27 protein-coding genes are annotated in these 26,062 nt (G+C 66.0%); 4 read left to right on the plus strand and 23 right to left on the minus strand.

Annotated elements, in window-relative coordinates:
* Positions 1-21 precede the first annotated feature (21 nt).
* A complete protein-coding gene (locus tag K6T56_04775; protein MCL6555660.1) occupies positions 22-840 on the plus strand; it encodes a kinase/pyrophosphorylase in 819 nt (272 codons plus the stop codon).
* Here K6T56_04775 and K6T56_04780 read toward each other — a convergent pair.
* Both K6T56_04780 and K6T56_04785 read right to left on the minus strand, forming a co-directional pair.
* The gene (locus K6T56_04780) at positions 823-1,602 is read right to left on the minus strand and encodes an RNA methyltransferase (protein ID MCL6555661.1); all 780 of its coding nucleotides are present in this window, start codon (positions 1,600-1,602) and stop codon (positions 823-825) included. The genes K6T56_04775 and K6T56_04780 overlap by 18 nt on opposite strands.
* Positions 1,599-2,513 carry a pentapeptide repeat-containing protein gene (locus K6T56_04785; GenBank protein MCL6555662.1) on the minus strand — a complete coding sequence of 305 codons (915 nt, stop codon included), beginning with the start codon at positions 2,511-2,513 and terminating at the stop codon, positions 1,599-1,601. The genes K6T56_04780 and K6T56_04785 overlap by 4 nt, the downstream gene beginning before the upstream one ends.
* Before the next feature lie 106 nt (positions 2,514-2,619).
* Between K6T56_04785 and K6T56_04790 the strand changes: the two genes are divergently transcribed.
* Positions 2,620-3,594 carry a TIGR04348 family glycosyltransferase gene (locus tag K6T56_04790; protein ID MCL6555663.1) on the plus strand — a complete coding sequence of 325 codons (975 nt, stop codon included), beginning with the start codon at positions 2,620-2,622 and terminating at the stop codon, positions 3,592-3,594.
* On the opposite strand, the gene K6T56_04795 is transcribed toward K6T56_04790, so the two are convergent.
* From K6T56_04795 to rpsB, 18 genes are all read right to left on the minus strand, one after another.
* Positions 3,576-4,364, minus strand: coding sequence for a class I SAM-dependent methyltransferase (locus K6T56_04795; GenBank protein MCL6555664.1), 789 nt, complete (start codon positions 4,362-4,364; stop codon positions 3,576-3,578). The genes K6T56_04790 and K6T56_04795 overlap by 19 nt on opposite strands.
* Entirely contained in the window at positions 4,342-5,271 is a 930-nt protein-coding gene (gene motB / locus K6T56_04800; GenBank protein MCL6555665.1) for a flagellar motor protein MotB, read from the minus strand. Before motB ends, K6T56_04795 begins: the two co-directional genes overlap by 23 nt.
* Before the next feature lies 1 nt (position 5,272).
* Entirely contained in the window at positions 5,273-6,133 is an 861-nt protein-coding gene (gene motA / locus K6T56_04805) for a flagellar motor stator protein MotA (GenBank protein ID MCL6555666.1), read from the minus strand.
* A gap of 111 nt (positions 6,134-6,244) precedes the next feature.
* Complete coding sequence (rnhB, locus tag K6T56_04810) at positions 6,245-6,892, minus strand: ribonuclease HII (protein MCL6555667.1); 648 nt, start codon at positions 6,890-6,892, stop codon at positions 6,245-6,247.
* On the minus strand, positions 6,889-8,082 hold the full coding sequence (gene lpxB / locus K6T56_04815; protein MCL6555668.1) for a lipid-A-disaccharide synthase: 1,194 nt from the start codon (positions 8,080-8,082) through the stop codon (positions 6,889-6,891). The genes rnhB and lpxB overlap by 4 nt, the downstream gene beginning before the upstream one ends.
* 16 nt (positions 8,083-8,098) lie before the next feature.
* Positions 8,099-8,872 carry an acyl-ACP--UDP-N-acetylglucosamine O-acyltransferase gene (lpxA, locus tag K6T56_04820; GenBank protein ID MCL6555669.1) on the minus strand — a complete coding sequence of 258 codons (774 nt, stop codon included), beginning with the start codon at positions 8,870-8,872 and terminating at the stop codon, positions 8,099-8,101.
* Entirely contained in the window at positions 8,869-9,306 is a 438-nt protein-coding gene (gene fabZ / locus K6T56_04825) for a 3-hydroxyacyl-ACP dehydratase FabZ (protein ID MCL6555670.1), read from the minus strand. The genes lpxA and fabZ overlap by 4 nt, the downstream gene beginning before the upstream one ends.
* Positions 9,307-9,311: 5 nt before the next feature.
* Positions 9,312-10,364: a UDP-3-O-(3-hydroxymyristoyl)glucosamine N-acyltransferase gene (lpxD, locus tag K6T56_04830; GenBank protein ID MCL6555671.1), complete on the minus strand. Its 1,053-nt coding sequence runs from the start codon at positions 10,362-10,364 to the stop codon at positions 9,312-9,314.
* A 35-nt stretch (positions 10,365-10,399) separates the two neighbouring features.
* Positions 10,400-10,918, minus strand: a complete 519-nt coding sequence (locus K6T56_04835; protein MCL6555672.1) for an OmpH family outer membrane protein — start codon at positions 10,916-10,918, stop codon at positions 10,400-10,402.
* Between the two features lie 9 nt (positions 10,919-10,927).
* Positions 10,928-13,204 carry an outer membrane protein assembly factor BamA gene (gene bamA, locus K6T56_04840; protein MCL6555673.1) on the minus strand — a complete coding sequence of 759 codons (2,277 nt, stop codon included), beginning with the start codon at positions 13,202-13,204 and terminating at the stop codon, positions 10,928-10,930.
* Between the two features lie 4 nt (positions 13,205-13,208).
* Positions 13,209-14,546 (minus strand): RIP metalloprotease RseP, encoded by a 1,338-nt coding sequence (gene rseP / locus K6T56_04845; GenBank protein ID MCL6555674.1) that lies wholly within the window; start codon positions 14,544-14,546, stop codon positions 13,209-13,211.
* Positions 14,543-15,718 (minus strand): 1-deoxy-D-xylulose-5-phosphate reductoisomerase, encoded by a 1,176-nt coding sequence (gene ispC / locus K6T56_04850; GenBank protein MCL6555675.1) that lies wholly within the window; start codon positions 15,716-15,718, stop codon positions 14,543-14,545. The genes rseP and ispC overlap by 4 nt, the downstream gene beginning before the upstream one ends.
* 2 nt (positions 15,719-15,720) lie before the next feature.
* Complete coding sequence (locus K6T56_04855) at positions 15,721-16,551, minus strand: phosphatidate cytidylyltransferase (GenBank protein MCL6555676.1); 831 nt, start codon at positions 16,549-16,551, stop codon at positions 15,721-15,723.
* A complete protein-coding gene (gene uppS / locus K6T56_04860; protein ID MCL6555677.1) occupies positions 16,544-17,227 on the minus strand; it encodes a di-trans,poly-cis-decaprenylcistransferase in 684 nt (227 codons plus the stop codon). Before uppS ends, K6T56_04855 begins: the two co-directional genes overlap by 8 nt.
* Positions 17,228-17,309: 82 nt before the next feature.
* Positions 17,310-17,873: a ribosome recycling factor gene (frr, locus tag K6T56_04865; GenBank protein ID MCL6555678.1), complete on the minus strand. Its 564-nt coding sequence runs from the start codon at positions 17,871-17,873 to the stop codon at positions 17,310-17,312.
* Positions 17,874-17,887: 14 nt separating this feature from the next.
* On the minus strand, positions 17,888-18,613 hold the full coding sequence (gene pyrH / locus K6T56_04870; protein ID MCL6555679.1) for a UMP kinase: 726 nt from the start codon (positions 18,611-18,613) through the stop codon (positions 17,888-17,890).
* Positions 18,614-18,617: 4 nt separating this feature from the next.
* Positions 18,618-19,496 (minus strand): translation elongation factor Ts, encoded by an 879-nt coding sequence (gene tsf, locus K6T56_04875; GenBank protein MCL6555680.1) that lies wholly within the window; start codon positions 19,494-19,496, stop codon positions 18,618-18,620.
* A gap of 78 nt (positions 19,497-19,574) precedes the next feature.
* On the minus strand, positions 19,575-20,321 hold the full coding sequence (gene rpsB / locus K6T56_04880) for a 30S ribosomal protein S2 (GenBank protein MCL6555681.1): 747 nt from the start codon (positions 20,319-20,321) through the stop codon (positions 19,575-19,577).
* A gap of 457 nt (positions 20,322-20,778) precedes the next feature.
* Here rpsB and map point away from each other — a divergent pair, with 457 nt between their 5' ends.
* Together map and K6T56_04890 are read left to right on the plus strand one after the other, a co-directional pair.
* Entirely contained in the window at positions 20,779-21,597 is an 819-nt protein-coding gene (gene map / locus K6T56_04885) for a type I methionyl aminopeptidase (protein ID MCL6555682.1), read from the plus strand.
* Positions 21,598-21,602: 5 nt separating this feature from the next.
* Positions 21,603-24,236 carry a [protein-PII] uridylyltransferase gene (locus K6T56_04890; protein MCL6555683.1) on the plus strand — a complete coding sequence of 878 codons (2,634 nt, stop codon included), beginning with the start codon at positions 21,603-21,605 and terminating at the stop codon, positions 24,234-24,236.
* Positions 24,237-24,264: 28 nt separating this feature from the next.
* On the opposite strand, the gene K6T56_04895 is transcribed toward K6T56_04890, so the two are convergent.
* Genes K6T56_04895 through K6T56_04905 form a run of 3 tightly spaced genes read right to left on the minus strand, consistent with a single transcriptional unit; the run spans position 24,265 to position 26,009 of the window.
* Entirely contained in the window at positions 24,265-24,543 is a 279-nt protein-coding gene (locus tag K6T56_04895) for an EscU/YscU/HrcU family type III secretion system export apparatus switch protein (protein MCL6555684.1), read from the minus strand.
* Entirely contained in the window at positions 24,536-25,615 is a 1,080-nt protein-coding gene (locus K6T56_04900; GenBank protein ID MCL6555685.1) for a flagellar hook-length control protein FliK, read from the minus strand. The genes K6T56_04895 and K6T56_04900 overlap by 8 nt, the downstream gene beginning before the upstream one ends.
* A 25-nt stretch (positions 25,616-25,640) precedes the next feature.
* A complete protein-coding gene (locus tag K6T56_04905) occupies positions 25,641-26,009 on the minus strand; it encodes a DUF2802 domain-containing protein (GenBank protein MCL6555686.1) in 369 nt (122 codons plus the stop codon).
* Positions 26,010-26,062 lie beyond the last annotated feature (53 nt).

Consider the following 26,062-nt stretch of genomic DNA (forward strand, 5'->3'; position numbering starts at 1 on the left):
CCCATTGAGTGAGGCGGGCGCATGCCCATTTCCCCACGGCGTCACGTGTTCTTCATTTCCGATCACACCGGCATTACGGCGGAAACCCTTGGCCGGAGTCTCCTCAGCCAGTTCGATCATATTGACTTTGTGCGCACCACGCTACCCTTCATCGACAATGCGGAAAAACTCGCCCACGCCCTGGAGCGCATCAGGGCCGCCGCAGAAGAGGATGACGCGCGGCCCATCGTGGTGAGTTCGCTGACCCAGCCCGAGCTGCGCGCGCGTCTTGCCGAGGCCCCGGCGCTGGTGCTGGATGTCTTCGACCATTTCCTGCCGCCCCTGGAGGAGGAGCTGGGACTGACCCCGGCGCGGGCCGTGGGCAGGCTCCATGGCGTGGATCATGCCTATGGCCGCCGCATCGAGGCGGTCAACTTCGCGCTCGCCCACGACGACGGCCTGGGCAGGCAGCTTGCCGAGGCGGACATCGTGCTGGTCGGCGTCTCCCGCTGCGGCAAGACCCCCACCTGCCTTTACCTCGCGCTCCAATACGGACTCAAGGCAGCCAACCATCCCCTCACCGAAGAGGACTTCGACCGTGGCCGTCTGCCGCCGGGGGTGATGGCGCAGGGGGGCAAACTCTTTGGTCTATCCATCAGCCCCCAGCGGCTCCATGAAATCCGCGAGGAGCGTCGTCCGGGCAGCCGCTATGCCGAACTGGCCACCTGCCAGCGGGAGGTGCGTGCGGCAGAGGCGCTCTTCCAGCGCCATGGCATTCCCTTCCTCGACACCACCCACATGTCGGTGGAGGAAATCGCCTCCACCATCGTCCACCGCCAGGGCCTAACGCCCCGCCTGTAGCTGGCGCACCCGCTCGAAAAGACAGACGGCGGCGGCCGCTGCCGCATTCAGTGATTCCACGCGGCCGGGCATGGGGATGCGCACCCGGTGCCGGGCGGCGGCAAGCAGTGCAGGCGATAACCCCGCTCCCTCATTGCCGAAAGCGAAGGCGACCCGCTTGCGCAAATCCAGGTCATAGAGGGAATCGCTGGCAGCGAGACTGGTGGCGATGACCACCCCGGGAAAGGACTGGGCGAGCGCAACCAGGTCCACCTGTTCATGGAGCGCGAGGTGGAATTGCGCCCCCATGCCACCGCGCAGGGCACGCGGCGACCAGACATCGGCGCACCCCTTGGAGAGATAGACCGCATCCGCCCCCGCGCAAGCAGCGCTGCGCAGGATGCTGCCCAGATTGCCCGGGTCCTGGATGCGTTCCAGAAGCAGCACGCAGTCCTGTCCCGCCGCTCTGGGGTGGGGAATGCCGATCACGGTGAGCACGCCGGTGGCTTCCTCCACCGGGGCCAGGGCATCGAACAGGGCATCGGCGAGGAGGGCAACCCGACGCGCCTCCACCTGCGCCAGCAGGCGGCGCGCCGGGGCGGAATCCCGTATCCGCGCGGCGAGGAGCACCCGTTCCACCGCAACGCCCGCAGCAAGACAGGCTTCCAGCAGATGCCACCCATCCAGCACGGCCTGCCGCAGCCGGCGCCGCGCTTTCGCCGAAGCGAGCAGCTTGCGCACCTGCCGGATCAGGGGATTTTCCGGCGAGGTGATGGGCATCATGGACCACACTCCCCCACCGAGCCCGGCGCGCAGGTGTGGCCATCGGTCCAGAGGGCGCCCGACAGGCGGGCACCCATGAGCTCCGTGGCGGCAAGCTTCGCCCCCCGCAGATCGGCCAGACGGAGGTCGGCCTGGCGCAGGCTCGCATAGGTGAGGTCCGCTCCCGCCAGGTTGGCCGCCTGCAGCGTGGCGCCTTCGAGATTGGCATAGCTCAGGTCGGCACCGGCGAGATTGGCATAGGCGAGGCGGGCAAGACTCAGATTGGCGCTGTTGAAGCGCGCACCGGCCAGATTGGCGCTCTCCAGGTCCACTCCCCGCAGCCAGGCGCCGCTTTTGTCGCAGCCCTGCCAGTTGACCTGCGGGGAAGCCGGCGCGCGGCAGTTCGGCTGCGCCGATGGCAGGTGGACCACCACGGGGTTGACCACGCGCCCCCGGCTTGCCGCCCAGAGGGTGACCCCCAGCAACACGAGGAGCACCGCCACCACGCCCAGGTAGCGTTCCCGCCGGGCAGCGAGTGTGCGTTCCCATTCGGCGTGACGTTGCCGCAAAAGCAGGGTCTCGGCACTTTCCGGCAGACGCCGGTCCGGCCGCCGCCGCTTCTCCTCCCCGGATGCGCGGGCTTCACCCTGGCGGCGATCCGGCAGTCTGCGCTCATCGAGCCACCGGCGGCGCGCCCGCAGCCGCTCCTCCTGCCATTCCGGCAGGTCCGCCGGCGCTTCAGGAAGCGGTTCCCGAAGCCAATCGGTCCGCTCCCGCAAGGAAATCCAGCTTACGCGATCGGGACTGATTTCATCCTCCGGCCGCAGGCGCCCCAGGGCAAGATCGCGGCGCAGCCATTTTTCCGGGAAGGGTCCGCTCACCCGCTCCCCCCGCCGCACATACCACAGGTTTTGGAATTTGGCGTCAGTCATGGGCGGAGGGCGTGATCTGGCGAAAAGTGCGTCCTGCGCCGGCGGCAGGCGTTTTCCGGAAAGGCGGGGAAGCGTATAGTGGCGGGCGCATGGGTTGAGTCAGTTTATCCCATTGAGAATCGCCCTGATCACACCTGCCGGGGCGCGGCTTCGCACCGGCAACCGCCACACCGCACTGCGCTGGGCGCGCCTTCTGAAGCGCCTTGGGCATCGCGTGGACCTTGCCACCCGCTGGCGGGGCAGGCCCGCCGACCTCCTCATCGCCCTGCATGCCTGGCGCTCGCGGGATTCCATCGCCCGTTTCCACCGGCGCCATCCCCGCCGGCCACTCTTGGTGGTCCTCACCGGCACCGACCTCTACCGGGATCTGGCAGAAAAAGGGCAGGCGCGCCGCTCGGTGAGGCTTGCCCACGGCCTGATCGTCCTGCAGGAAGAGGCGCTGGCGAGTCTGCCCGCCCCATGGCGGGCCAAGGCCCAGGTTATTTACCAGTCGGCGCCCAAGGGCAGCCGTCTGCCTGGCGAGGCCGGCTTTGCCGTCTGCGTCGTGGGCCATCTGCGGGAGGAGAAAGACCCCTTCCGCACCGCCTACGCCCTCGCCCATCTGCCGCCCACTTCTCACATCCGCGTGGAACATCTGGGCCGCGCCCTGGATCCCCGGCATGCCGAGGAGGCGCGGCGGCTCATGGGTGAAGAGCCCCGTTACCGCTGGCGCGGGGAAGTGCCACCCAGACAGGTGCGGGAAACTCTGCGGCGCTCGCGGCTAATGGTGATGAGTTCCCGCATGGAAGGCGGGGCCAACGTCATCAGCGAGGCCCTGGCGGTGGGTCTGCCGGTGCTCGCCTCCCGCGTGCCGGGCAACGTGGGCATGCTGGGCCGGGATTATGCGGGCTATTTTCCCGTTGGCGACGAGCGTGCGCTGGCGGCCCTCCTCGCCCGCGCCGAAGCGGATGCAGACTTCCTCGCCCACCTCGGCGCCCAATGCCGGCGGCGTGCCCGACGGCTGACCCCGGCACGGGAACGCGCTGATTTGGCCCGCGCCATCAAGGCCGCCTGCCGCCGGGCTCAGAAACGCCAGAGATAGAGGCGCTGCCGGCCGCCGGTGTGGATGACGGCGTGAGGCTCGACGCCGGGCACGGGGAATTCCACGCTGACGAAGACGCTACCGGGCGCCATTTCCGCCTGCACCTTGCGCCACAGCCGCGGCATGACGGCAGGCGAAAGGTAGGCGAAGACGAAATCGTAAGCGCCCAGGTCCTCCTCCCAGAAGGAGCCCCGGACGAAGCTCAGCCGGGTGTGCCCCATGGCCCGCAGCCGGCTGATGAGCCACGGCAAGGGCGCCGCCTCGATGCCCACACCACGAAGCCCCGGGTGATGACGCGCGAGATGAAGAAGAGGCCCACCCAGTCCCGAGCCCAGGTCCAGCACCCGCCCCGTGGGGGGCACAAGATCCGCCAGGGCCTGCCACACCGCCCGCCCGGAAAGATACAGGGGCACACGGGTGCGACCGGGGTTCCCGTACACCGCGGCAAGCGCAAGGAAAGCGGCGAGGAACCAGCCGGAGGCGACGGGCAATGCGAGGGCCGCCGCCAAGGCGGGGGCAAAGGCCAACTCCATGGGCCACCACCACCAGGGCAGCCGTAGCAATACCGCCAATCCCGCCGCCACCACGCCCTGCAACAGCAGCACGCCGGCAAAAGGCAGGCTTTCCGCAAGGGCAAGGCTCACGGGCAGGGCACCAAGCTGGGCGCAAGCCGCGCGCGCCACCACCGGCCAATGGTGGAGGGCCGCCACACCCAAGGCCGCCGGCGCCACCCGCGCGCCCCGCGGTTCAAGGCTTGAGGGGTGGGGCATCGCTGCCCTCCTTCAATTGCTCTGCGGCAACCTCGAGCTTGCCGCCGTCGCTGCGCACCGCCTCCTCCGTGCGTTTGTTCATGACGATGATGCTGATGCGGCGGTTGATGGGGTTATAGGGATTGTCCTTGTCGAAGGGCACGGCGGAGGCGAGCCCCACCACCCGCAGAATCTTGCCTTCCGCAATGCCGCCTGCCACCAGCTCCCGCCGCGCGGCATTGGCCCGGTCCGCTGACAACTCCCAGTTGCTGTAACCCCGTTCGCCCCCGGAGTACGGCGTGGCATCGGTGTGACCCGACAGGCTGATGGTGTTGGGCACATCGTTGAGCACCTTGGCGATCTCGGCGAGGATTTGCCGCGCATAGGGCTGCATGACGGCACTGCCCACGTTGAACATGGGCCGGTTCTGCTCATCCACGATCTGGATGCGCAGCCCTTCGCTGGTGATGTCGATGAGGAGCTGTCTTTTGAACTGCTTGAGCAGTGCATTGCTTTCGATCAACTGTTCCAGCTTGGCCTTCAGGCTTTCCAGACGTTGCCTTTCCAGCCGCTCCTGCTCCGCCCTCGCCGCTTCCAGATTGACGGTTTTCTTCTTCTGCGGCGTGTCGGTCTTTTCCACCTGGCCGGTCTTGCGGGAAAGATCCATGCCGCCGCCCTTGATCACGGAAGAGGCATCACCCGCGCCGCTGCCCCCGCTCATGGAAATCTTGAGCGGTGCCTTGAAATATTCGGCAATCCCCTCCCGCTGCGCCTTGGTGGTGGAACCGAGCAGCCACATGAGGAGGAAAAACGCCATCATCGCGGTGACGAAGTCGGCATAGGCGATCTTCCACGCCCCGCCATGGTGGCCGTGGGCCGCCTTTTTCACCCGTTTGACGATGATTGGCCGCTGGGAATCGTCGCTCATCTCACTTGCCCTTGCGGCTCTTCACCTCTTCCTCCAGCTCACGGAAGCTGGGCCGTTCGGTGGAATAGAGCACCTTGCGCCCGAACTCCACCGCCACCTGGGGCGCATAACCGTTGAGGCTGGCGAGCAGCGTCACCTTGATGCACTGGAGAAACTTGGTCTCTTCCGCGAGCCGGTGCTCCAGCCGGCTCGCCAGGGGCCCGACAAAGCCATAGGAAAGCAGAATCCCGAGGAAGGTCCCCACCAGGGCATGGGCAATGAGAATGCCCAGTTCCGACGGCGGCAGGCCCACCGACTCCATGGTGTGCACCACCCCCATCACGGCGGCGACGATACCGAAAGCTGGCATCGCATCCCCCAGTTTGGAAAGAGCCTGCACGGGCACCTCGCCCTCGTGGTGATGGGTCTCGATTTCGTTGTCCATGAGGTTTTCGATCTCGAAGGCATTGAGGCTGCCGCTCACCATCAGGCGCAGGTAATCGGTGAGGAAATCCATCACGTGGTGGTCGGCGAGGATGCTGGGATATTTGGAAAACAGCGGGCTTTCCTGGGGCGATTCCACATCGTTTTCGATGGACATCAGCCCTTCCTTGCGCACCTTGGCCAACACTTCGTAGAGCATGGACAAAAGGTCCATGTAGAGGGCCTTGGTGTATTTGGAGCCTTTGAAGAGCGACGGCAGCGCCTTGAGGGTGGCTTTCAGGGGTTTGCCACCATTGGCGACGACGAAAGCGCCCACCGCAGCGCCGCCGATCATGAGCAATTCCAGGGGTTGCAGCAGGGCGGCGATGTGGCCGCCGGAGAGGATGAAACCGCCCAGCACGGAGCCGAGCACGATGATGTAACCGACGATGACGAACATGGATCAGTTTTTCCCGGAACCAGGCATGCTTTACGTTCTGGCTGCAGGCAAAGGCGCCCGCCTGGTGACAACTACGGCAGTGCCGGCGGTTTCTTTAGGCCGGAATCCAGCTCAGGCGCGAGGGCTGTCGTGAAGGAGCCGGGCGACGGGGGCAAAGCTGGTTCGGTGCACGGGGGAAACACCGTTGAGCTGCAACGCCGCGAGATGTTCCGCTGTGGGATAACCCTTGTGTCGGGCAAATCCATAGGCGGGATAGAGGCGGTCAAGCCGCACAAGCTCCCTGTCCCGTGCCACCTTGGCGAGGATGGAGGCAGCGGAAATCGCCGGCACCGAAGCATCCCCCCCCACCACGGCCTGGGTGGGACAGGGAAGCGCGGGAAAACGGTTGCCGTCCACCAGAACGAGACCCGGTTCCCGGGGAAGCAGGCGCACCGCCCGCTCCATGGCAAGGAGGCTTGCCTCAAGGATGTTCAGGCGGTCGATTTCCTCCACTTCGGCGCGGGCGATGGCCCAAGCCAGGGCATGGCGGGTGATCTCCACGAACAAGGCCTCCCGCCGGGCGGCGGAGAGCGTTTTCGAATCACGAAGGCCCTGCCAGGGATGGCTTGGATCGAGGATCACCGCCGCGGCATAGACGGGACCGGCCAGCGGCCCCCTGCCCGCTTCGTCCACCCCGCAGAGGAATGCGGCATCGGCGCAGAAATCCCGGGCCTCGGCCCTCTCAGGCAAAGGATCGCCGGCGGGAAACGATGGCTTCATGACGTGCATCCTTCGGCATCGAAGGCCTTCATGGCGGCAGGCCGGTGGGCTTCCAGATGGCGCACCACCGCGTCCGCCACCTTCTCCGCGTTGCCCTGGCGCAAAAGGAGATGCATGCGCACAAAGTGTGCCTCCAGTGCCCCACACAGCCGTGGCGCAGCCAGCAGATTGCACACCGCCTGGGCGAGGTTGTCCGGCGTGGCCTCGTCCTGCAGCAGCTCCGGCACCAGGAAGCGGCCGGCCAGCACATTGGGCAACCCCACGTAGGGCAGATAGCGGCGGGGCCACATGAGCCGATAGGTGAGCGCAGGCACGCGGTAGGTGATCACCATGGGGCGCTTGAGCAATGCCGCTTCCAGGGTCGCCGTCCCCGAGGCGACGAGGACCACATTGGCCGCGGTCATCGCTTCGTGGGCGTGGCCGAAAAGGATGCGTAGCGGCAGGTCGTGCGCCTGCTGCCGCGCCAGCGCCGCCTCGAAGAGATCGCGTGTTTTACGCGTGATGAGGGGCACGAGAAAAGACACGCCCGGCCGCAGGCGGTGAATCTGCTGCGCCGCCTGCACGAAGAGGTCTCCCATCAGGGCGAGCTCGCTTTCACGGCTGCCAGGCAGCAGGGCCACCATCTCCCCTTGCGGAGGTAGGCGCAGCGCCTCCCGCGCCGCCGTTCGGTCGGGGTGGAGAGGCAGCATGTCCGCCAGGGGATGGCCGACGTAGGTGGCGGGAATGCCGGCGGCTTCGTAGAGGGGTGGCTCGAAGGGGAAAAGCAAGAGCATGTGGGAGACGGCGCGGCGGATTTTACGCAGACGCCCGCCGCGCCAGGCCCACACCGACGGCCCGACATACTGGAAGGTGGGGATGCCCGCGGCCTTGAGGGTGCGGGCAAGTCCGAGATTGAAATCCGGCGCATCGACGCCGATGAAAAGGTCCGGCCGCGTGGCGAGGAAATGGCGGGTGAGCTTGCGCCGGATGCGCAGGATCGCCGGCAGGCTGCGCAAGGCCTCCACATAACCGCGCACTGCCAAGGTTTCCATGGGGAAAAGGGAGTGCACGCCGGCCGCAATCATCTTCGGCCCGCCGATGCCTTCAAACTGCGCCTGCGGCAGTCTCGCCTTCAGCGCCGCCACCAGATGGCTTGCCAGAAGATCGCCGGACGCTTCCCCCGCAACGATGCCGATGCGCAGCCGCTCCATGCTTCCGGTACCGGCTTCAGCGGATGATGCCGCGAGTGGAGCGGTCGAGGAAGTCCACCAGACGCTGCACGGCGGGCTCCTGCCGTGCCTGCTCTCGAAGGCTTTCTTTCGCCTCTTCCAGGGTCAGGCCGGAGCGGTACAGGGTCCGGTAGGCCTGTTTCAGCGCCGCCAGAGTCGCTGCGGAAAAGCCACGCCGCCGCAGTCCCTCGCTATTGAGGCCGTGGGGCTTGGCGCCATCGGCCCCGGCGGCCATCACATAGGGGGGGATGTCCTTGAACACCGTGGTGTTGACCGCCGTGATCACATGGGCACCGATCTTGCAAAACTGATGGACGCCGGTGAAGCCACCGAGCACCGCGTAATCGTCCACCTCCACGTGGCCGGCGAGATTGGTGCAGTTGGCAAAGATGGTGTGGCTGCCGACGATGCAGTCGTGGGCGATGTGCACGTAGGCCATGATCCAGTTGTCATCGCCGATGCGGGTCACGCCCCCGCCCTGCGCCGTCCCCACGTTGATGGTGGTGAATTCGCGGATGGTGTTGCGATCACCGATCTCGAGACGGGTGGCTTCGCCCGCATATTTTTTGTCCTGCGGGATTTCGCCGATGGAGGCGAACTGGAAGATGCGGTTTTCGCGGCCGATGCGGGTGTGGCCGGTGATCACCGCATGGGCGCCAATGCGGCTGCCATCGCCGATTTCCACGTGTTCACCCACCACGGCATAGGGGCCGATCTCCACGCCTTTGCCCAGGCGTGCGCCGGGATGCACGATCGCGGTGGGATGGATCATACGACCTTGCGCACCGTGCACATGAGTTCCGCCTCGGCGGCCACCGCCCCGTCCACCTGGGCGCGGCCGGTGAATTTCCAGATGCCCTTGATGGCCCGCTGAAAATCCACCTCCAGCACCAACTGGTCGCCGGGACCCACGGGACGCTTGAAACGGGCACCATCGATGCCGACGAAGTAATAGACCGAATCGGCATCCGGCGTGGTGTTCTCCGATTTGAAGGATAGAATCGCCGCCGCCTGGGCCATGGCCTCCACGATCAACACGCCGGGGAAAACCGGCCGGTTCGGGAAATGGCCCTGGAAGAAAGGCTCGTTCACGCTCACGTTCTTCACCGCCACGATGCGCTTGCCGGGCTCGATGCTTTCCACCTTGTCCAGCATGAGGAAGGGGTAGCGGTGGGGCAGGTATTTCATGATTTCGTTGATGTCCATGAGACTCATGGCGCTTTCCTTTCCAGTTCCAGGAGTTTCTGTTCCAGCTCACGCATGCGCTTGGCCATTTCCTCCACCTGACGCAGCCGCGCCTGCATGTGCATCCAGTCCCGGTGGGGCATGGCCGACCAGACCCCGGTATAGGTGCTGCCCGGCTCGAGGATGGATTTGGTGACGAAGCTCCCCACGGAAATGGTCACGTTGTCGGCAATGGTGAGATGCCCGATGATGCCCGCCGCGCCGCCGATCATGCAATGCCGGCCAATGCGGGTGCTGCCCGCCACCCCGACGCATGCCGCCATCACGGTGTGGGCACCGATGCGGACGTTGTGCGCGATCTGGATCAGGTTGTCGAGTTTGACCCCTTCCTCGATCACTGTATCGTCGAGGGCGCCGCGGTCGATGGTGGTGTTGGCGCCGATTTCCACGTCATCGCCGATCACCACCCGCCCGAGCTGGGGAATCTTCAGCCAACGGCCTGCTTCCGGTGCGAAGCCGAAGCCATCGGCGCCGATCACCGCACCGGCGTGCACGATCACCCGCCGCCCCAGCACACAATCGTGGTAAATGGTCACCCCCGCGTGGAGCAGGCAGTCCTCTCCCAGCACCACCTGTTCCCCCAGGTGGCAGCCTGCGCCAATGCGGCAACGGGCGCCGATGCGCGCCCCCGCGCCGATGAAAACCAGCGGGCCCACTTCCGCAGTGGGATCCACCTCTGCCCCTTCCGCCACCACCGCGCTGGGATGGATGCCCGGCGTGGCGGCGGGGGTCGGATGCAGGAGCGTCAGCACCCGCGCCAGGTAGGCATAGGGATTGTCCGCCACGATGCGGGGCAGCGTCGTGGCCTCCCGCTCCTGCGGGCCCAGCAGGACCGCCGCCGCCCGGGTGCGGGCGAGCTGTCCGCGATACTTCCGGTTGGTGAGGAAAGTCAGGGCATCGGGCCCGGCCTGCTCCAGGGTGGCCACGCGGCGGATGCGCACGCCGGCATCGCCGACCACCTCCCCGCCGAGACGGGCGACGATTTCCTTAAGGCTTACGCCATCCTGCGCATCGGGCATGGTTCACCGTGACCGCGGACGATGCACCACGCGCCTCATTTGTCGGCGAGGGCCTTCAGGATTTTGTCGGTGATGTCGATGCGGTTGCTGACATACACCGCCTCCTGCAGGATGAGGTCGTATTTTTCCTTTTCCGCCAGCTCGCCGATGACCTTGTTCACCCGCTCCTGGAAGGCCGCCCGCTCTTCATTCTGGCGAATGGTGAGGTCCTCGCGGAACTCGCGCTGGGCGCGCTGCAATTCCCGGTTCAGGTTGGCGAGTTCCCGCTCCTTGTTGCGGCGCTCGGTCTCGCTCAAGGTGACGCTCTCCTTCTCCAGATAGGCCTGGAGATCACGGAACTGCTTGGCCATTTTCTGGATTTCCGCATCCCGCGCGGCGAATTCCTTTTCCAGCTTCTTGCTGGCGCGGATGGCGGGGGCCGATTCGCGGAAGATGCGTTCCACATTGACGAAACCTACCTTGAGTTCTGCCGCCTGTGCTGCGGAGCTTACCGCCGCGGACAATCCCGAAAGCGCCAAAACCGTCACTGCCACTGTCTTGCTGAGTCTGTTCATACCTGCTCTCTAGAAAACGGAACCCAACTGGAACTGGAACACTTCCTTCTTGTCGTCCGGCTTGGCGTTGAGCGCCTTGGCCAGACTGAATTTGAGCGGTCCCACCGGCGACACCCAGCTCAAGGCGATACCCGCAGAATAACGGAGCTCACCGAGGCTTACTTTGTCATCCGGCCCGTAGACGGCGCCGGCATCGAGGAAGGCACTCAGGCGCGCCGACTTGTCGTTTTTGAGCCCCGGCATGGGGAAGAGATACTCGGCATTGCCAATGAGACGCCGGGTGCCGCCGATGGCCTGCCCTAGGCTGTCTTTGGGGCCGATGGTGCCCGCCTTGTAGCCACGCACGGTGGTCACACCCCCCGCATAGTAGTTCTTGAAGAAGGGAAAGGGATCGCCGCCCAGACCCTTGGCCCAACCCACTTCGCCATTGAGCAGCAGCGCTGTATCCCGGGACAGGGGACGCAGCCATTGGTGCTGGTAGTTGAGCTTGATGTAGTTGAGCTCGCCCCCCGGCAGGCCGATTTCCCCATAGGCGCGCTGCAGCGTCCCCTTCATGGGATAGAGGCGGCTGTCGCGGGTGTCCCGTCCCCAGGATGCATCTCCGCGCAGGATGGTGTAACTGGTGCCGAATTTCGACACGAACTGGGCATAGACCGGTGAGGCGGTGGTATCCACGGCGGCCGTGGTGGCCTCGAAACCGAAGCCGAAGCCCACCACGTCGGTTTCCGTAAGCGGCACGCCCAGGCGCAGATTCGCCCCCCTGCTGGAGGTGGTGTAGGTCGTGACGGAAAGCGCCTTGGAATCCACCTTGCGCGTGAAGACATCGAAACCCAGACTCAGGCCATCGTCGGTGTAATAGGGGTTGGTGTAGGACAGGGCATAGACCGTGTTCACCTTGCTGGTGTTGGCCTGCACGGAAAGGTAATTGCCCGACCCCAGCACGTTGGACTGGGAAACCGAACCGCTCAGGATCAAGCCCTCGCTGCTGGAAAAGCCGGCACCGGCCATGATGTTGCCGGTGGGTTTTTCCTCCACCCGCACCCGCACATCCACCTGGTCGGTGGTGCCGGCCACCGCGGGGGTTTCGATGTTCACTTCCTTGAAATAATCCAGCTTGTCCAGCCGCTCCCGCGAGCGGTTGATCTTCGCGGCAGAGTACCAGCCGCCTTCGATCTGGCGCATCTCGCGCCGGATGACTTCATCCCGCGTGCGGGTGTTGCCGACGATTTCCACCCGGCGCACATAGACCCGCCTGCCGGGGTCGATGAAGAAGGTAAAGGAAACCCGCTGCCGCTCCCGGTCCACTTCCGGCACCGCGTTGACGTTGGCGAAGGCATAGCCGTCATTGCCCAGGCGGTCGCTAATCGCCTTGGTGGTTTCGGTGATGCGCTCGCGGGAGAAAATCTCCCCGCTTTTCACCTTCACCAGCTTGCGCAGTTCCTCTTCCGGAATGAGGAGCTCGCCAGCCACCTTGATGTCGCCCAGGGTGTAGCGCGGCCCTTCGTGGATGTTGATGGTGATGTAGATGTCCTTCTTGTCCGGCGAGATCTGCACCTGGGTGGACTCGATGGCGAAATCCAGATAGCCGCGGTTGAGGTAGAAGGAGCGCAGGGTTTCCAGGTCGCCGGCGAGTTTCTGTTTGGAATACTGGTCGTTCTTGGTGTACCAGGACAGCCAATTGGGCGTGGAAAGGGTCATGAGGTCGAGGAGGTCCTTCTCGCGGAAGGCCTGGGCGCCGACGATGTTGATCTGGCGGATCTTCGCCACCTCCCCTTCCGAGATGTCGAAGCGGATGGCCACCCGGTTGCGCTCCAGGGGGGTGACCGTGGTCTTGATCTCCACCCCATACTTGCCCCGCGCCAGGTACTGGCGCTTGAGCTCCTGCTCCGCCTTGTCCAGCAGGGAACGATCGAAGATGCGCGCCTCGGCGAGCCCCACCTCCTTCAGGCCCGCCTTGAGCTGATCCTTGTCGAATTCCTTGGCGCCGACCACCTCGATCTGGCCGATGGCCGGACGCTCCACGACGAGCACGATGAGCACGCCATCCTGCACTTCCAGCCGCACGTCGCTGAAGAAGCCGGTGGCAAACAGCGCCTTGATGGCAGCGGCGGATTTCTCCTCGTCGAACACCTCCCCCACCTTGACCGGCAGATAGCTGAACACCGTGCCCGCCTCGGTGCGCTGCAGCCCTTCGACCCGGATATCCTTGACGACGAAGGGCTCGAAGGCATGGGCCAGCTGGGAGAGGCCACACGCCAGCAGCAACACCAGGGCAGAAGGTCTCATGGAATCAAGGCCCAAGCAAGCGGTTGAGATCGTTGTAGAGGGCGAACAGCATGAGAGTGAACAGGAGCGCCATGCCGATACGCTGGCCAGCCATGAGTGCCTGCTCGGAAGGAGGGCGTCCCGTGACGATTTCCGCGACATGATACAACAAATGGCCACCATCCAGCACCGGCACCGGCAGCAGGTTGAGCACCCCCAGACTGGTGCTCAGCAAGGCGAGGAAGAGCAGCCACGGCATCCACCCCATCTGTGCCGTCTGCCCTGCATAATCGGCAATGGTCACCGGGCCACTGAGATTGCGCCAGGACACCTCGCCCCACAGCATTTTCCACAGCAACTCGAGACTCAACGCGGCCATGTCCCAGGTCTTCTGCACCGCCTGCAGGAGCGCGCGCCACGGCCCATGGCGCACCGTGGTATAGGCATAGACGGCCGCGCCGATGCGGCCCACCGTCTGTCCATCCATCCTTTCCGCGCGGGGGGTGACGGAGACTTCCAGGCGCTGGCCGTCGCGCAGGATGGCAAGCCGCACCGGGGAGCCGGGATGGCGGCGAATCGCTTCCACCAGTGCCTGCCAGCTTTCCACGGGCCGGCCGTCGATGGCCGTCACCCGATCGCCGGTGCGCAAACCGGCCTGCGCCGCCGGTGAGCCCGGCAGCACTTCACCGAGGCGCGGCTCGATCACCCGCGAGGGCAGAAGCCCGATGCGCGTCGTCAGGCCCTTGCCCTGGTCGCGCCCGTCATCCGGAGCAAGGCGCAGGATGTGCACCCGCCGGCCGCCATCGCGGCCTTGCACCAGAAGCTCGAGCTCGCCGCCCCGCCCCAGGCGGGAGACGAGGCGCCAGTGCACGTCCTCCCACACCGTCACCGGCTCGCCCGCCACCGCCTCGATGGTATCGCCCTGCTTCAGCCCCGCCAGCGCCGCCGGGCTACCCGCCGGGGGGGTATCCAGCACGGGACGCAGCCCCGGCATGCCATGCATGAAGAGCCCCCAGTAGAGCACGATGGCGAGGAGGAAGTTGGCAGCGGGACCGGCGGCAACGATGAGCATGCGCCGCCCCACCGGCTGCCGGTTGAAGGCGAAGGCGAGTTGATCCGGGGACACCGGCCCCTCATGTTCGTCCAGCATCTTGACATAGCCCCCGAGGGGAAAAGCGGCGATCGCCCATTCCGTCCCCTCGGGGGAAAAACGCTTCGACCAGAGGGGCCGGCCGAAACCCACGGAAAAGCGCAGCACGCGCACGCCGCAGGCCCGCGCCGCCAGATAATGGCCGAACTCGTGCACCACGATGAGCACGCCCAGGGTGACGAGAAAAGCGGCCACGGTGGCAAGAAGGCTCATGGCGCCTCCCGCAACAGTTCCGCTGCCCGGCTACGGGCGCGGGCATCCGCCGCCAGTACCGCCTCCAGGCTGTCCGCCGCCGTCACCGCCACGCTTTCCAGCACAGCCTCGATCAGCGTGGGAATACCCCGGAAACGCAACCGCCCGGCAAGAAACGCCTCCACCGCCACCTCGTTGGCGGCATTGAGAATGGCAGGTGCCGTGCCCCCCGTGCGCAGGGCCTCGAAGGCCAGGCGAAGACAGGGGAAGCGCACCGGATCGGGCGCTTCGAAATCTAGACGCCCGATGCGGACGAGATCGAGGGGAGTGACCCCGCTTTCGATGCGCTCCGGCCAGGCCAGTGCGTGGGCGATGGGCGTACGCATGTCGGGATTGCAAAGTTGCGCCAGCACCGAGCCATCCACGTATTCCACCAGGGAATGGATCACGCTTTGCGGATGGATCACCACTTCGATCTGTTCCGGACTCGCGCCGAAGAGCCAATGGGCCTCGATCACCTCCAGCCCCTTGTTCATCATGGTGGCGGAATCCACGGAAATCTTGCGCCCCATCACCCAGTTGGGATGGGCGCAGGCTTCGGCGGGCGTGACCTCCTCCAGCGACTCCACGCTGCGGGTGCGGAAAGGCCCTCCCGAAGCGGTGAGGAGAATACGCCGCACGCCGCGCCGCGCAAGGCTTCCCCCGTCATTGGGCAGACACTGGAAGACCGCATTGTGCTCGCTGTCGATGGGCAAAAGGCGTGCGCCGCCCGCCTGCACCGCCTGCATGAAGAGGGCCCCCGACATGACCAGGGATTCCTTGTTGGCAAGCAGGAGCCGCTTGCCCGCGCGCGCCGCCGCCAGTGCCGGCTTGAGTCCCGCAGCACCGACGATGGCGGCCAGCACGCTGTCCACCTCTCGGGCCGAGGCCACCTCCGCCAGTGCGCTTTCTCCCTGGCACACCTGGGTGGGCAGGCCCTCCCGACGCACCGCCTCGGCAAGCTGTTCGGCCGCGCCTGCCTCGGTCAGGACGGCAAAGCGCGGGTGAAAGCGGCGCACCTGTTCCAGCAGCCGCTCCCATTGCCGGTGCGCAGTGAGGGCGAACACCTCGAAGCGCTGCGGATGACGCGCCACCACGTCGAGGGTGCTGGTGCCAATGGAGCCGGTGGAACCCAGCAGGGTCAGGCGCTGCACCGTCATGGCTGACCCCCCAGGCGGTTGACGAGCAGGCTCAGAAGCAAAAACACCGGCAGCGCACTGGTGAGACTGTCGATGCGGTCGAGGACGCCACCGTGGCCAGGGATGAGGTGGCTGCTGTCCTTCACCCCCTTGAGCCGCTTGATGTGGGATTCGAACAGATCACCCAGCACGCTGATGGCTGCCACCGCAGCGCAGGCCAGAACGAAGGCCGGCACCGCCACCGTGCGCCCGGCAAGGAGGAAATTGGGCGCCGTCGCCGCCACAATCCAGGCCAGCAGGAGCGCCGCGCCCACACCGCCGGCCACCCCCTCCCAGGTCTTGCCGGGGCTCACCCGCGGCGCCAGCTTGTGTCGGCCGAAGGCATGGCCGGTGAAGTAGGCGGCGCTGTCGGTAAGCCAGATGAGGCCCAGGGCAAAGAGGGTAAGCCCAGGTCCCATCAGGCGCAGTTCCAGCGTGGCCACCCATGGCGGCAGGAGGAGAAGCCAGCCCACCACGGCGCGCAGCAGCCGACCCTGACCGGCAAAGCCGGTGGCCAGCCAAAGGGGCGCAACGACGAGCCAAAAGGCGGTGGCCAGCCCCGCCAGCCACCAGCTCAGTCCAGCGCCGGTTTCCAGCAGCCAGTAGGCGACGGCCAGCAGCAACGCGGTGATGACGAGGTAGAGGCGTTCCGCCCCCGCATCGAAGCTGGACAGGCGCGCCCACTCGTGGGCGGCGAGGAGAACCACGCCCCCCATGAGCACCGCCCAGGCCCACTGGGGCAGATAGAAGAGGGCCGCCACCAGGAGCGGAATCAGGACTAGCGCGGCAGCCAGGCGCTCCCTAAGCATTTTCCCGGAGCTGCTCGCTGGTGCGACCGAAACGCCGCTCCCGCGCCTGAAACCATCGGATGGCGGCGTCGAAGGCCTCGCTGTCGAAATCGGGCCACAGCGTTTCGGTGAAATAAAGCTCGGTGTAGGCCAGTTGCCAGAGGAGGAAGTTGCTGATGCGCTGCTCACCGCCGGTGCGGATGAAGAGATCGGGCTCCGGTGCGTCGTGCAGGCTGAGATAAGGGGCGAGATCCTCTTCGCCGAAACCGTGCACGAGCTCCGGATGTTCGGCGAGCATGCGGTTGGCCGCCTGTAGAATGTCCCAGCGGCCGCCGTAGTTGGCGGCGATGGTGAGGTTTAGCCGCGTGTTGCCGGCGGTGAGCCGCTCCGCATCGTGGATCAGCCGCTGCAGGCGTTCGTCGAAACGGGAGCGATCGCCGATGAGGCGGAAGCGGATGTCGTTTTCATGCAGCTTGGTGACTTCCTGTTCCAGCGCCACCACGAAAAGCTGCATGAGCAGCGAGACCTCCTCCGGCGGCCGCCGCCAGTTTTCACTGCTGAAGGCAAACAAGGTGAGGTATTCCACACCCCGCTCGATGCAGGCGCGAATCACCTCGCGCACCGTTTCCACCCCCCGACGGTGCCCCGCCACCCGCGGCAGCCTGCGTTGCCGCGCCCAGCGTCCGTTGCCATCCATGATGATGGCCACGTGCCGGGGAATGGCACGAGTTTCGGGAATGGTGCGGGTGGAACTGGCAAAGAGGGACACCGGTCCCGCCTCAGATGGACAGCAGGTCGGCTTCTTTCGCCTGCAGGAGCTTGTCGATTTCGGCAACGAAGCGGTCGGTGAGTTTCTGGATCTCCTCCTCGGCGCGCCGCGCTTCGTCCTCGCTGATCTGTTTTTCCTTGACCAGCTCCTTGAGGGCGCCGTTGGCATCCCGCCGCACGTTGCGCACCGCCACCTTCGCCGTCTCCCCTTCGTGCTTGACCACCTTGATCAGCTCCCGCCGGCGCTCCTCGGTCAGCGGCGGCATGGGCACCCGGATGGTCTCCCCCTGGGAGGCGGGGTTGAGTCCCAGGTCCGATTCGCGGATGGCCTTCTCCACCACCGGCAGCATTTTCTTCTCCCACGGCGTGACCCCGATGGTGCGGGCATCGATCAACGTGATCTTGGCCACCTGGTTGATGGGCACCGCGCTACCGTAATAATCCACCATGATGTGGTCGAGCAGGCCGGTGTGGGCACGGCCGGTACGCACCTTGCTGAGATCGGCCTTGAGAGCCTCGATGGCCTTGTGCATCTTCTGTTCGGCCTGCTTCTTGATCTCGGCGACGGAACTCATATTGCCCTCCTTCCTCAAGCCTCGTTGACCGTGACCAGTGTCCCCTCGTCTTCACCGCGCACCACCCGCTCCAGCGCCCCGGGCTTGAAAATGCTGAACACGCACACAGGCAGCCGCTGCTCGCGGCACAGGGCGAAGGCGGTGGCATCCATCACGCCCAGGTTCTTGCTGATCGCCTCGTCGAAGGTCAGACGCGCATAGCGCCGCGCCGTGGGGTCCTTGTTCGGGTCCGCGGTATAGACACCATCCACCTTGGTCGCCTTGAGCACGATGTCCACCCCCATCTCGGCGCCACGCAGGGCGGCGGCAGTATCGGTGGTGAAGAAGGGATTGCCGGTCCCGGCGCCGAAGATGACCACCTTGCCCTCCTCCAGATAACGCAGCGCCTTGCCGCGGATGTAGGGCTCGGCCACCTGTTCGATGGTGAGCGCCGTCTGCACTCGGCATTCCACGCCCGCCCGACGCAGGGCATCCTGCAGGGCGAGGGCGTTGATCACCGTCGCCAGCATGCCCATGTAATCCGCCTGGGCACGATCCATCCCGGCCGCGCCGGCGGACACCCCGCGGAAGATGTTGCCGCCACCGATGACGATGGCAAGCCTCACCCCCAGCTTGACCGCGGCGGCCACCTGGCCGGCCATGTCGTCCAGCGTGGCGCGATCGATGCCATAGGCCCCGCTGCCCATAAGCGCCTCGCCGGAGAGCTTGAGCAGCACGCGCCGGTAGCGCAGTTCCGCCATGGTCTCAGACCTTCGCCGCCGCCGCCACCTCGGCCGCGTAATCCACGGCCTTCTTCTCGATGCCCTCGCCCACGACAAAGAGGACGAAACCGTTCACCGTGGCTCCCTTGGATTTGAGCAACTGCTCCACGGTCTGCTCGGGGTTCTTGACGAAGGGCTGGCCCAGCAACGTCACTTCCGCCAGGAACTTGGCCACGCTGCCCTCGACAATCTTGTCCACGATGTTGGCCGGCTTGCCGGACTCCAGTGCGCGCGCCTTGGCGATCTCGCGCTCCCGCGCCACGGTCTCCGCCGGCACCTGTTCCTTGGCCACGGCGATGGGCTTGGAAGCCGCCACATGCATGGCGATGTCCTTGCCCAGGGTCTCATCACCGCCGTTCAAATCCACCATGACGCCGATCCGGTTGCCATGCAGATAGACGGACAGACGCCCGGAAGTGGCAAACCGCGCCAGACGCCGGATGGTGATGTTCTCCCCCAGCTTCATGACCAGAGCTTTGCGCGCCTCCTCGACGGTCTGCCCCGAGGCCATCCGGAGCTGGGCGAGGGCCTCCACATCGGCGGGATCGTTTTCCGCGACGAGCTTTGCGCATTCGCGGGCAAAGGCGGCGAACTCTTCGTTCTTCGCCACGAAGTCGGTCTCACAGTTGACTTCCACCAGGGCGCCGATCTTGCCGTCGGGGCTCACGTAGCTGCCGATCACCCCTTCCGCCGCGATGCGCCCCGCCGCCTTGGAGGCCTTGGCGCCGCTCTTGATGCGCAGCAGGTCCTCGGCCTTCTCCATGTCACCGTTGGCCTCGGTGAGCGCCTTCTTGCATTCCATCATGCCGAGCCCGGTGCGCTCGCGCAGTTCCTTCACCATGCTCGCGGTGATTTCAGCCATTGTTCACTCCTGCAAAAAACGGGTTCGAGGGAAAGACATGCCGCCGCCAACGAAAAAGGGGCTCGCGCCCCTTTTTCCTCATGCGGCGGGCTGTTCCGCGTCTGCGACTTCGATGAATTCCTCGCCGCCGACGATCTCGCTGATGATCTGCGCCTTACCCTCCAGCACCGCATCGGCAACGCCGCGGGCGTAGAGACGGATGGCGCGGCTGGAATCATCGTTGCCCGGGATGACGTAATCGACGAGATCGGGCGGGCAGTTGGTATCCACCACCGCCACCACCGGGATGCCGAGTTTCCTCGCCTCGATGATGGCGCTCTTGTGATAACAGACATCGATGACGAACATGGCATCGGGCAGGCCGTTCATCTCCTTGATACCACCCAGGCTGCGCTCCAGCTTTTCCAGCTCACGGCGGTAATGGAGCGCCTCCTTTTTCGCCATGCGCTCCAGGGTGCCGTCCTCCACCATCTGCTGCATGTCGTGCAGACGCTTGACGGACTGTCTGACGGTCTTGAAGTTGGTGAGCATGCCCCCGAGCCAGCGGTGGTTCACATAGGGCATGCCGGCGCGGGTGGCCTCCTCGGCGATGATCTCCCGGCCCTGCCGCTTGGTGCAGACGAAAAGGAGCGTGCCCTTGTTCGCCGCCAGCTGGCGCACGAACTTGAGCGCCTCCTCGAACATGGGCAGGGTCTTTTCCAGGTTGATGATGTGGATCTTGTTGCGTTCCCCGAAGATGTAAGGCGCCATCTTGGGGTTCCAGTAGCGGGTCTGGTGGCCGAAATGGACGCCGGCCTCCAGCATCTGTCGCATGGTCACGGACATGATTTGCTCCTCTCGAAGGGTTGAGCCTCCACCCGTCCCTGACACCGGCAGGCCGGCACCCTTGACGAGACGACGGGTGTGGGGATTTTCGCCGCCGGGGCCCTCCCCGGCCTGGCGAAGCCGCGCATTATAGCCGGGAGAGGCTAATGCGTTCAAGGCAAAGCGGATTTTGTGCGGGGATCGGGTCTGGGCTGGTAAAATGCAAAATTTGTCATTAGGTCAGCCTGTGGCTTCGATTGGCCTTTCGGTCAGTTAAATCGCCTCTGCCTTCCCAGGCTGTTGCCCGCCTGCGCGCGCCCTGGCGGCCGTCTTCCGGCATCTTCGCACCCGTGCTCCTCGCCCCTAGGGGGCTTTGGGCTCGTCGCCGTGCGCAAATCTGCTCGAAACCCGGCTCGCCATCATTGCGCGCCCTACTGACAAATCTGGGATAATTCCCCCTGTTTTGCTCAACAATTCCATCATGGCCATCATCATCAAAACCCCTGAAGAAATCGAGAAAATGCGCGTCGCCGGCCGCCTCGCCTCCGAGGTGCTGGACTACATCGCGCCCTTCATCAAACCGGGCATCACCACCGGGGAGATCGACCGTCTCTGCCACGACTACATGGTGAACGTGCAGGGCACCATTCCGGCGCCCCTCAATTACGCGCCGCCGGGCCATCCTCCGTATCCCAAGTCGGTGTGCACCTCGGTCAACCACGTCATCTGCCACGGTGTGCCCTCGGACACCAAGAAACTCAAAGCCGGTGACATCATCAACATCGATGTCACCGTTATCAAAGACGGCTACCACGGGGACACCAGCCGCATGTTCTACGTGGGCGAGCCCTCCATCCTCGCCCGCCGGTTGTGTGAGGTGACCTTCGAATGCATGTGGCTGGGCATCGAGGAGGTGGCACCGGGCAAGCACCTGGGCGACATCGGCCATGCCATCCAGACCCACGCCCATGCCCACGGTTTTTCCGTGGTCCGGGAATTCTGCGGGCATGGCATCGGCCGCAACTTCCACGAAGAGCCCCAGGTGGTGCACTATGGCAAGCCCCACACCGGGGTCGAGCTGGTGCCGGGTATGATCTTCACCATCGAACCCATGATCAATGCGGGCAAGCGGGACATCCGCCAGCTTGCCGACGGCTGGACCATCGTCACCAAGGATCACAGTCTGTCCGCCCAATGGGAGCACACCGTGCTGGTCACCGAAACCGGCTATGAGGTGCTCACCCTTTCCGCCGGCGCGCCGCCCAAACCGGCGCGGCTTAGCCGGGCCGCCGCCTGAGGATCATGGTGGGCCAGCCAGGCACCCGAACCCCGCCACCCGCTCCTGCCACACCGGCACCCGGCGCCACCGCGCCCGTAGATGCCGCCGATCTTGCCGCGCTGCGCGCAAGCCTCAAGGCACGCCGCGCCGCCCTCCTTGCCGGCTATGACCAGAGCACGCCGCGTCGGTATCTGCGGAAGCACACTGCCCTCCTCGACGAGGTGCTGGTGGCCCTGTGGCGGGCGGCGGCCCTGCGCGGGGAATGCACCCTCATCGCCGTCGGCGGCTTTGGCCGGCGGGAACAGTTCCCCCACTCCGATGTGGACCTCCTCATCCTTCTCGATGAGGAGCCTGACGCCAGCCTCGCCGCGGCCCTGGAGCGCCTCATCGGTCATTTCTGGGACGTGGGCCTGGAGATCGGCCACAGCGTGCGCACCATTGCCTCCTGTCTGGAAGAGGCGGCGCGGGATGTAACGGTGGCCACCAACCTCCTCGAAGCGCGGTGGCTTGCTGGCTCCCGCCGCTTGTTCCAGGCCTTCCGCCGGGCTTTCCGCGCCGCCCTCGACGTGCCCGGCTTCGTCGCCGCCAAGGTGTTGGAGCAGCAGCAGCGCCACATCCGCTTCCTGGACAGCGCCTACAACCTGGAGCCCAATCTCAAGGAAAGCCCCGGGGGACTGCGGGATCTGCACAATTGCCTGTGGCTTGCCGATGCCCTGCAGGTGGGGCGGCAGTGGACCAGTCTGCTGCGGGCGGGGCTGTTGCAGCCGGGGGAGCTGCGGCGGCTGCGTGCCGTGGAGGCCACCCTGCAGGATCTGCGCATCCGCCTGCACAGACTGGCGGGGCGGCGTGAGGACCGGCTGCTTTTCGATTACCAGGAGGCGCTGGCAAGGGAACTGGGGTGCAAACCCCGCGGCAGCCGGGCGGCGAGCGACATCCTCATGCAGCGCTATTACCGCGCCGCGAAAGCGGTGCGGCTGTTGAACGTCCTTTTGCTGCAGACCCTGCGCGAGCGGCTGCAACCGCCGGCGGAACCCGCGGTGCCCATCAATGCCCATTTCGCGCGCCGCCGTGGGCTTCTGGAACTCAATGCGCCGGATGTGTTCGAGCGGCGCCCGGCCGCCATCCTGGAGGCATTCCATCTCCTCATGCAGCGCACGGATCTGGACGACCTGAGCCCGGCCACCCTGCGCGCTCTGGTGCGCGCCCTGCCGCGCATCGATGCCGCCTTCCGCCGCGCGCCGGAGAACCGCGCCCGTTTCCTCGCCATGCTGCGCGCCCCGCGGGGGCTTACCCACGCCCTGCGGCGGATGAATCTTTACGGGGTGCTGGGGCGGTATCTGCCGGTCTTCGGCCGCATCGTCGGCCAGATGCAGCACGACCTTTTCCACGTCTATACGGTGGACGAGCACATCCTCATGGTGGTGCGCAACCTGCGCCGCTTCACCCTTGCCGAATATGCCCATGAGTATCCCCTGTGCTCGCAGCTCATCAATGATTTCGAACGGCCGGAAGTGCTCTACATCGCCGCCCTCTTCCACGACATCGCCAAGGGACGCGGCGGGGACCATTCCCTGTTGGGGGCGCGGGAGGCCCGCCGTTTCTGCGAGGCCCATGGCTTGCCCAGGGAGGACACCGAGCTCATCGTCTGGCTGGTGAAGGAACACCTGACCTTCTCCGCCACGGCGCAAAAATGCGATCTGTCGGACCCGGAAGTCATTCGTGCCTTCGCTCACCGCATGCAGAGTCTGCGCCGCCTGACTGCCCTCTATCTCCTCACCGTGGCGGATATCCGCGGCACCAGTCCCAAGGTGTGGAATGCCTGGAAGGGGAAGCTCCTCGAAGACCTTTTCCGCGCCACCCACCGCCATCTCACGGAGGGCGCGGGCAGCCTGGCCAGCGAGATCGGGGCGCGGCGGGATGAGGCGCTGCGTCTGCTCAATCTGGAGGCGGTGCCCAAAGAGGCCACCCTGGGGCTATGGTCGGTACTGGGCGAGAGTTATTTCCTGCGTCACGGCGCCCAGGAGATCGCCTGGCACACCCGGATCCTGCAGCACAGCCCCGCGCCGGCGCTTCCCATCGTGCGCGCCCGCGCCGCCCCCCACGGCGAAGGCATCCAGGTGATGATCTACACCCGCGACCGGGACGATCTGTTCGCGCGCATCTGCACCTTCTTCGAACGCATGAATTACAACGTCGTGGAGGCGAAGATCCACACCACGCCCCACGGCTTTGCCCTGGATACCTTCCTCATCCTCGATCTCAACGGCACCAGCCAGCATTACCGCGATCTGCTGCCCTTCATCGAATACGAGCTGGCGCAGCGCCTCCTCTCCACCACGCCCCTGGAGCCGCCCCTCAGCGGACGGGCGAGCCGGCAGTTGCGCCATTTCCCCATTGAGCCCAAAGTGACCCTCGCTCCGGACGAGCGGGGCCAGTATCACGTGCTGTCCGTCACGGCAGGGGACCGGCCCGGTCTACTCTCCCGCATCGCGCGTGTGCTGCTGGCCCATGGTGTGCGCCTGCACATGGCGAAGATCGCCACCCTCGGCGAGCGGGCGGAGGACAGTTTCCTCGTCCGCGCCGACGACGACCGGCTCACCAACCCCCGGCAGGTGCTGGAGCTGGAAGCCGACCTCATCGCCGCGTTGAAAGAGTAAGGCCCGGCAACGGCCCGGGGCAGCGCCTTTATGGCGTCTCTTGTTCGATGCGGTAGAGCCAGGCAAGAAGCTCGGCCACGGCCAGGTAGAGTTCGGGGGGGATGTGTTCGTCCAGGTCCACCTGCATGAGCAGGGCCACCAGGGCGGGGGATTCGTGCACATACACGCCCGCCTCGCGGGCGCGCTGGATGATGGCCTCCGCCAGTGCGCCGCGCCCCTTGGCCACCACCCGCGGGGCGAGCATGCCTTCGCGGTAGGCAAGCGCCACGGCGCTTAAGCGGGGATCGATCCTCTTCTCTTCAGCCATGGGTGGCGACCCTCACCTGGGCGAGGAGAAGACCTGCCCGCTCGAAGCCGGCGCGCAGGGCCTTCACCTGCGCACCAAGCCGCGGGGCACTTTCCGGCGTGGCGAGGATGTCCACCTGCACCCCCTGCGCCGTGAGGCGCAACCGGGCTTCCACCTCCCCCAGCCGGGGCAGGGTGAGGTGAACACGGGTGGCCCATTCCCGCTCTCCCGGGGCGCTTCCCTCGCCTTCCCGCTCTTCGACTTCCCAGCGCAGGGTCTGTCCCGGCCACAGTTCCCCCTGCCAGACGAGCTGGCGCAAATCCAGCACTTCGAGCTGCTGCCGCACCAACGCGGCCGCCTGCGGGTGGACGGGCTCGCGGGGCTCGGCAGGCGGCACCGGCACGCTAGACTCGCGGGGCGCGCTCTCCCGGCTTGCCCCGCCCTCTGGTGGCTGCGGCGCCATCGGTCGCGCGTCCAGATCTGCCATTCCGGCCCGGGCGGCAAGATGCGCCCGGGGTTCGGCAAGGCGCCCCTGGGGCTCCCGCAGCAGCTCCGCCAGGGTGCGCTGCCCCGTCACCCATTGGGCCTGGTGGGATTCATAGAAGAGCCCACTGTGGGTCAGCGTGGATTTGAGGGCCAGCGCAAGCTGTGCCACATCGGGCGCCCCGTTGGCGGGCGGCGCCGGCAGGATGGGGGTGCTGCGCGCGAGGGCTGCGGTCTCCTCCCCGGGCTGGCCGGCCCGGCTGAGAAGGGCATGGATAAACCGGGCGGTATCACTCAGGTTTACCGCCGGTCGCGGGGAGGCTGCCGGCTGGGTCTCGAGGAGGAAGGTCGGGCGGGGATGGGCGCCCACGTAGCGCAGCTCCACCTGGCTGCCGGGCTGGGTATTGCGGGGCAGGTTGAGGTCCAGATGCTGGTCGTTTACCTGCACCAGGAACCGACCATTGGGCAGTTGGGAAAGCACCGTCGCCGTCACCTGCTGGCCGGGGCTGAATCTCAGGAAGGATTCGGGCAGCCGCTCGGCCCCCTCCACCAGCGGGGTGGATTTGCGCAGGAGCTGCTGCAGTTGGGCGAGGACGTCGTTGACCGTCATCAGCGCCCCCGCCCGCAGGAAAATCCTAGATGCGGCCGCCCCGTTGCATGGCGACGATCAGCTCGGCTTCGGCGCGGGAGATGCCACAGGAGGCGGCCACCTCGGCCACGTCCAGCCCCTGTTTGGCAAGCTGAAAGGCCTTGCTGTAAGGGGTGGAGGGCGCCTCCTCTGCGACTGTGGCCGAGGCTTCCAGACGGGCGAGCCGCTCCCGCAGCTCCGCCACCTCGCGGCGCAGCTCCACGAGCTCGCGGGTCTGGGCGCCACGGCGCAGGAAACCCAGGCCCCGCCCCCGCCCGCCATACATGAGGAGGAGCAGCTCCGCGACGTACACCCCGAGGATGACCATCGCGCCGATGAGGATTTCCTTCCAGGTGAGAACGAACGCGCCTTCCATTCCAACCACCCCGAACGACTTGGCAGCTTTCCGGAATTATATCCCTCCCGTTT

This window comes from Burkholderiales bacterium (genome assembly GCA_023511995.1).
Classification (GTDB): domain Bacteria; phylum Pseudomonadota; class Gammaproteobacteria; order Burkholderiales; family Thiobacteraceae; genus Thiobacter.

What these genes read in the sequence shown, in the direction of transcription:
- K6T56_04780 (MCL6555661.1), bottom strand. Translation starts at nt 1,602, where the DNA reads ATGATGCCCATCACCTCGCCGGAAAATCCCCTGATCCGGCAGGTGCGC.
- rpsB (MCL6555681.1), bottom strand. Translation starts at nt 20,321, where the DNA reads ATGTCCGTGACCATGCGACAGATGCTGGAGGCCGGCGTCCATTTCGGC.
- fabZ (MCL6555670.1), bottom strand. Translation starts at nt 9,306, where the DNA reads ATGGACATCAACGAAATCATGAAATACCTGCCCCACCGCTACCCCTTC.
- K6T56_04785 (MCL6555662.1), bottom strand. Translation starts at nt 2,513, where the DNA reads ATGACTGACGCCAAATTCCAAAACCTGTGGTATGTGCGGCGGGGGGAG.
- K6T56_04905 (MCL6555686.1), bottom strand. Translation starts at nt 26,009, where the DNA reads ATGGAAGGCGCGTTCGTTCTCACCTGGAAGGAAATCCTCATCGGCGCG.
- K6T56_04890 (MCL6555683.1), top strand. Translation starts at nt 21,603, where the DNA reads ATGGTGGGCCAGCCAGGCACCCGAACCCCGCCACCCGCTCCTGCCACA.
- lpxB (MCL6555668.1), bottom strand. Translation starts at nt 8,082, where the DNA reads ATGGAGCGGCTGCGCATCGGCATCGTTGCGGGGGAAGCGTCCGGCGAT.
- tsf (MCL6555680.1), bottom strand. Translation starts at nt 19,496, where the DNA reads ATGGCTGAAATCACCGCGAGCATGGTGAAGGAACTGCGCGAGCGCACC.
- motB (MCL6555665.1), bottom strand. Translation starts at nt 5,271, where the DNA reads ATGAGCGACGATTCCCAGCGGCCAATCATCGTCAAACGGGTGAAAAAG.
- K6T56_04775 (MCL6555660.1), top strand. Translation starts at nt 22, where the DNA reads ATGCCCATTTCCCCACGGCGTCACGTGTTCTTCATTTCCGATCACACC.
- rnhB (MCL6555667.1), bottom strand. Translation starts at nt 6,892, where the DNA reads ATGAAGCCATCGTTTCCCGCCGGCGATCCTTTGCCTGAGAGGGCCGAG.
- K6T56_04835 (MCL6555672.1), bottom strand. Translation starts at nt 10,918, where the DNA reads ATGAACAGACTCAGCAAGACAGTGGCAGTGACGGTTTTGGCGCTTTCG.
- bamA (MCL6555673.1), bottom strand. Translation starts at nt 13,204, where the DNA reads ATGAGACCTTCTGCCCTGGTGTTGCTGCTGGCGTGTGGCCTCTCCCAG.
- lpxA (MCL6555669.1), bottom strand. Translation starts at nt 8,872, where the DNA reads ATGATCCATCCCACCGCGATCGTGCATCCCGGCGCACGCCTGGGCAAA.
- motA (MCL6555666.1), bottom strand. Translation starts at nt 6,133, where the DNA reads ATGTTCGTCATCGTCGGTTACATCATCGTGCTCGGCTCCGTGCTGGGC.
- K6T56_04795 (MCL6555664.1), bottom strand. Translation starts at nt 4,364, where the DNA reads ATGCCCCACCCCTCAAGCCTTGAACCGCGGGGCGCGCGGGTGGCGCCG.
- frr (MCL6555678.1), bottom strand. Translation starts at nt 17,873, where the DNA reads ATGAGTTCCGTCGCCGAGATCAAGAAGCAGGCCGAACAGAAGATGCAC.
- K6T56_04895 (MCL6555684.1), bottom strand. Translation starts at nt 24,543, where the DNA reads ATGGCTGAAGAGAAGAGGATCGATCCCCGCTTAAGCGCCGTGGCGCTT.
- lpxD (MCL6555671.1), bottom strand. Translation starts at nt 10,364, where the DNA reads ATGCCCGATGCGCAGGATGGCGTAAGCCTTAAGGAAATCGTCGCCCGT.
- K6T56_04900 (MCL6555685.1), bottom strand. Translation starts at nt 25,615, where the DNA reads ATGACGGTCAACGACGTCCTCGCCCAACTGCAGCAGCTCCTGCGCAAA.
- rseP (MCL6555674.1), bottom strand. Translation starts at nt 14,546, where the DNA reads ATGAGCCTTCTTGCCACCGTGGCCGCTTTTCTCGTCACCCTGGGCGTG.
- uppS (MCL6555677.1), bottom strand. Translation starts at nt 17,227, where the DNA reads ATGGATGGCAACGGACGCTGGGCGCGGCAACGCAGGCTGCCGCGGGTG.
- pyrH (MCL6555679.1), bottom strand. Translation starts at nt 18,613, where the DNA reads ATGGCGGAACTGCGCTACCGGCGCGTGCTGCTCAAGCTCTCCGGCGAG.
- K6T56_04855 (MCL6555676.1), bottom strand. Translation starts at nt 16,551, where the DNA reads ATGCTTAGGGAGCGCCTGGCTGCCGCGCTAGTCCTGATTCCGCTCCTG.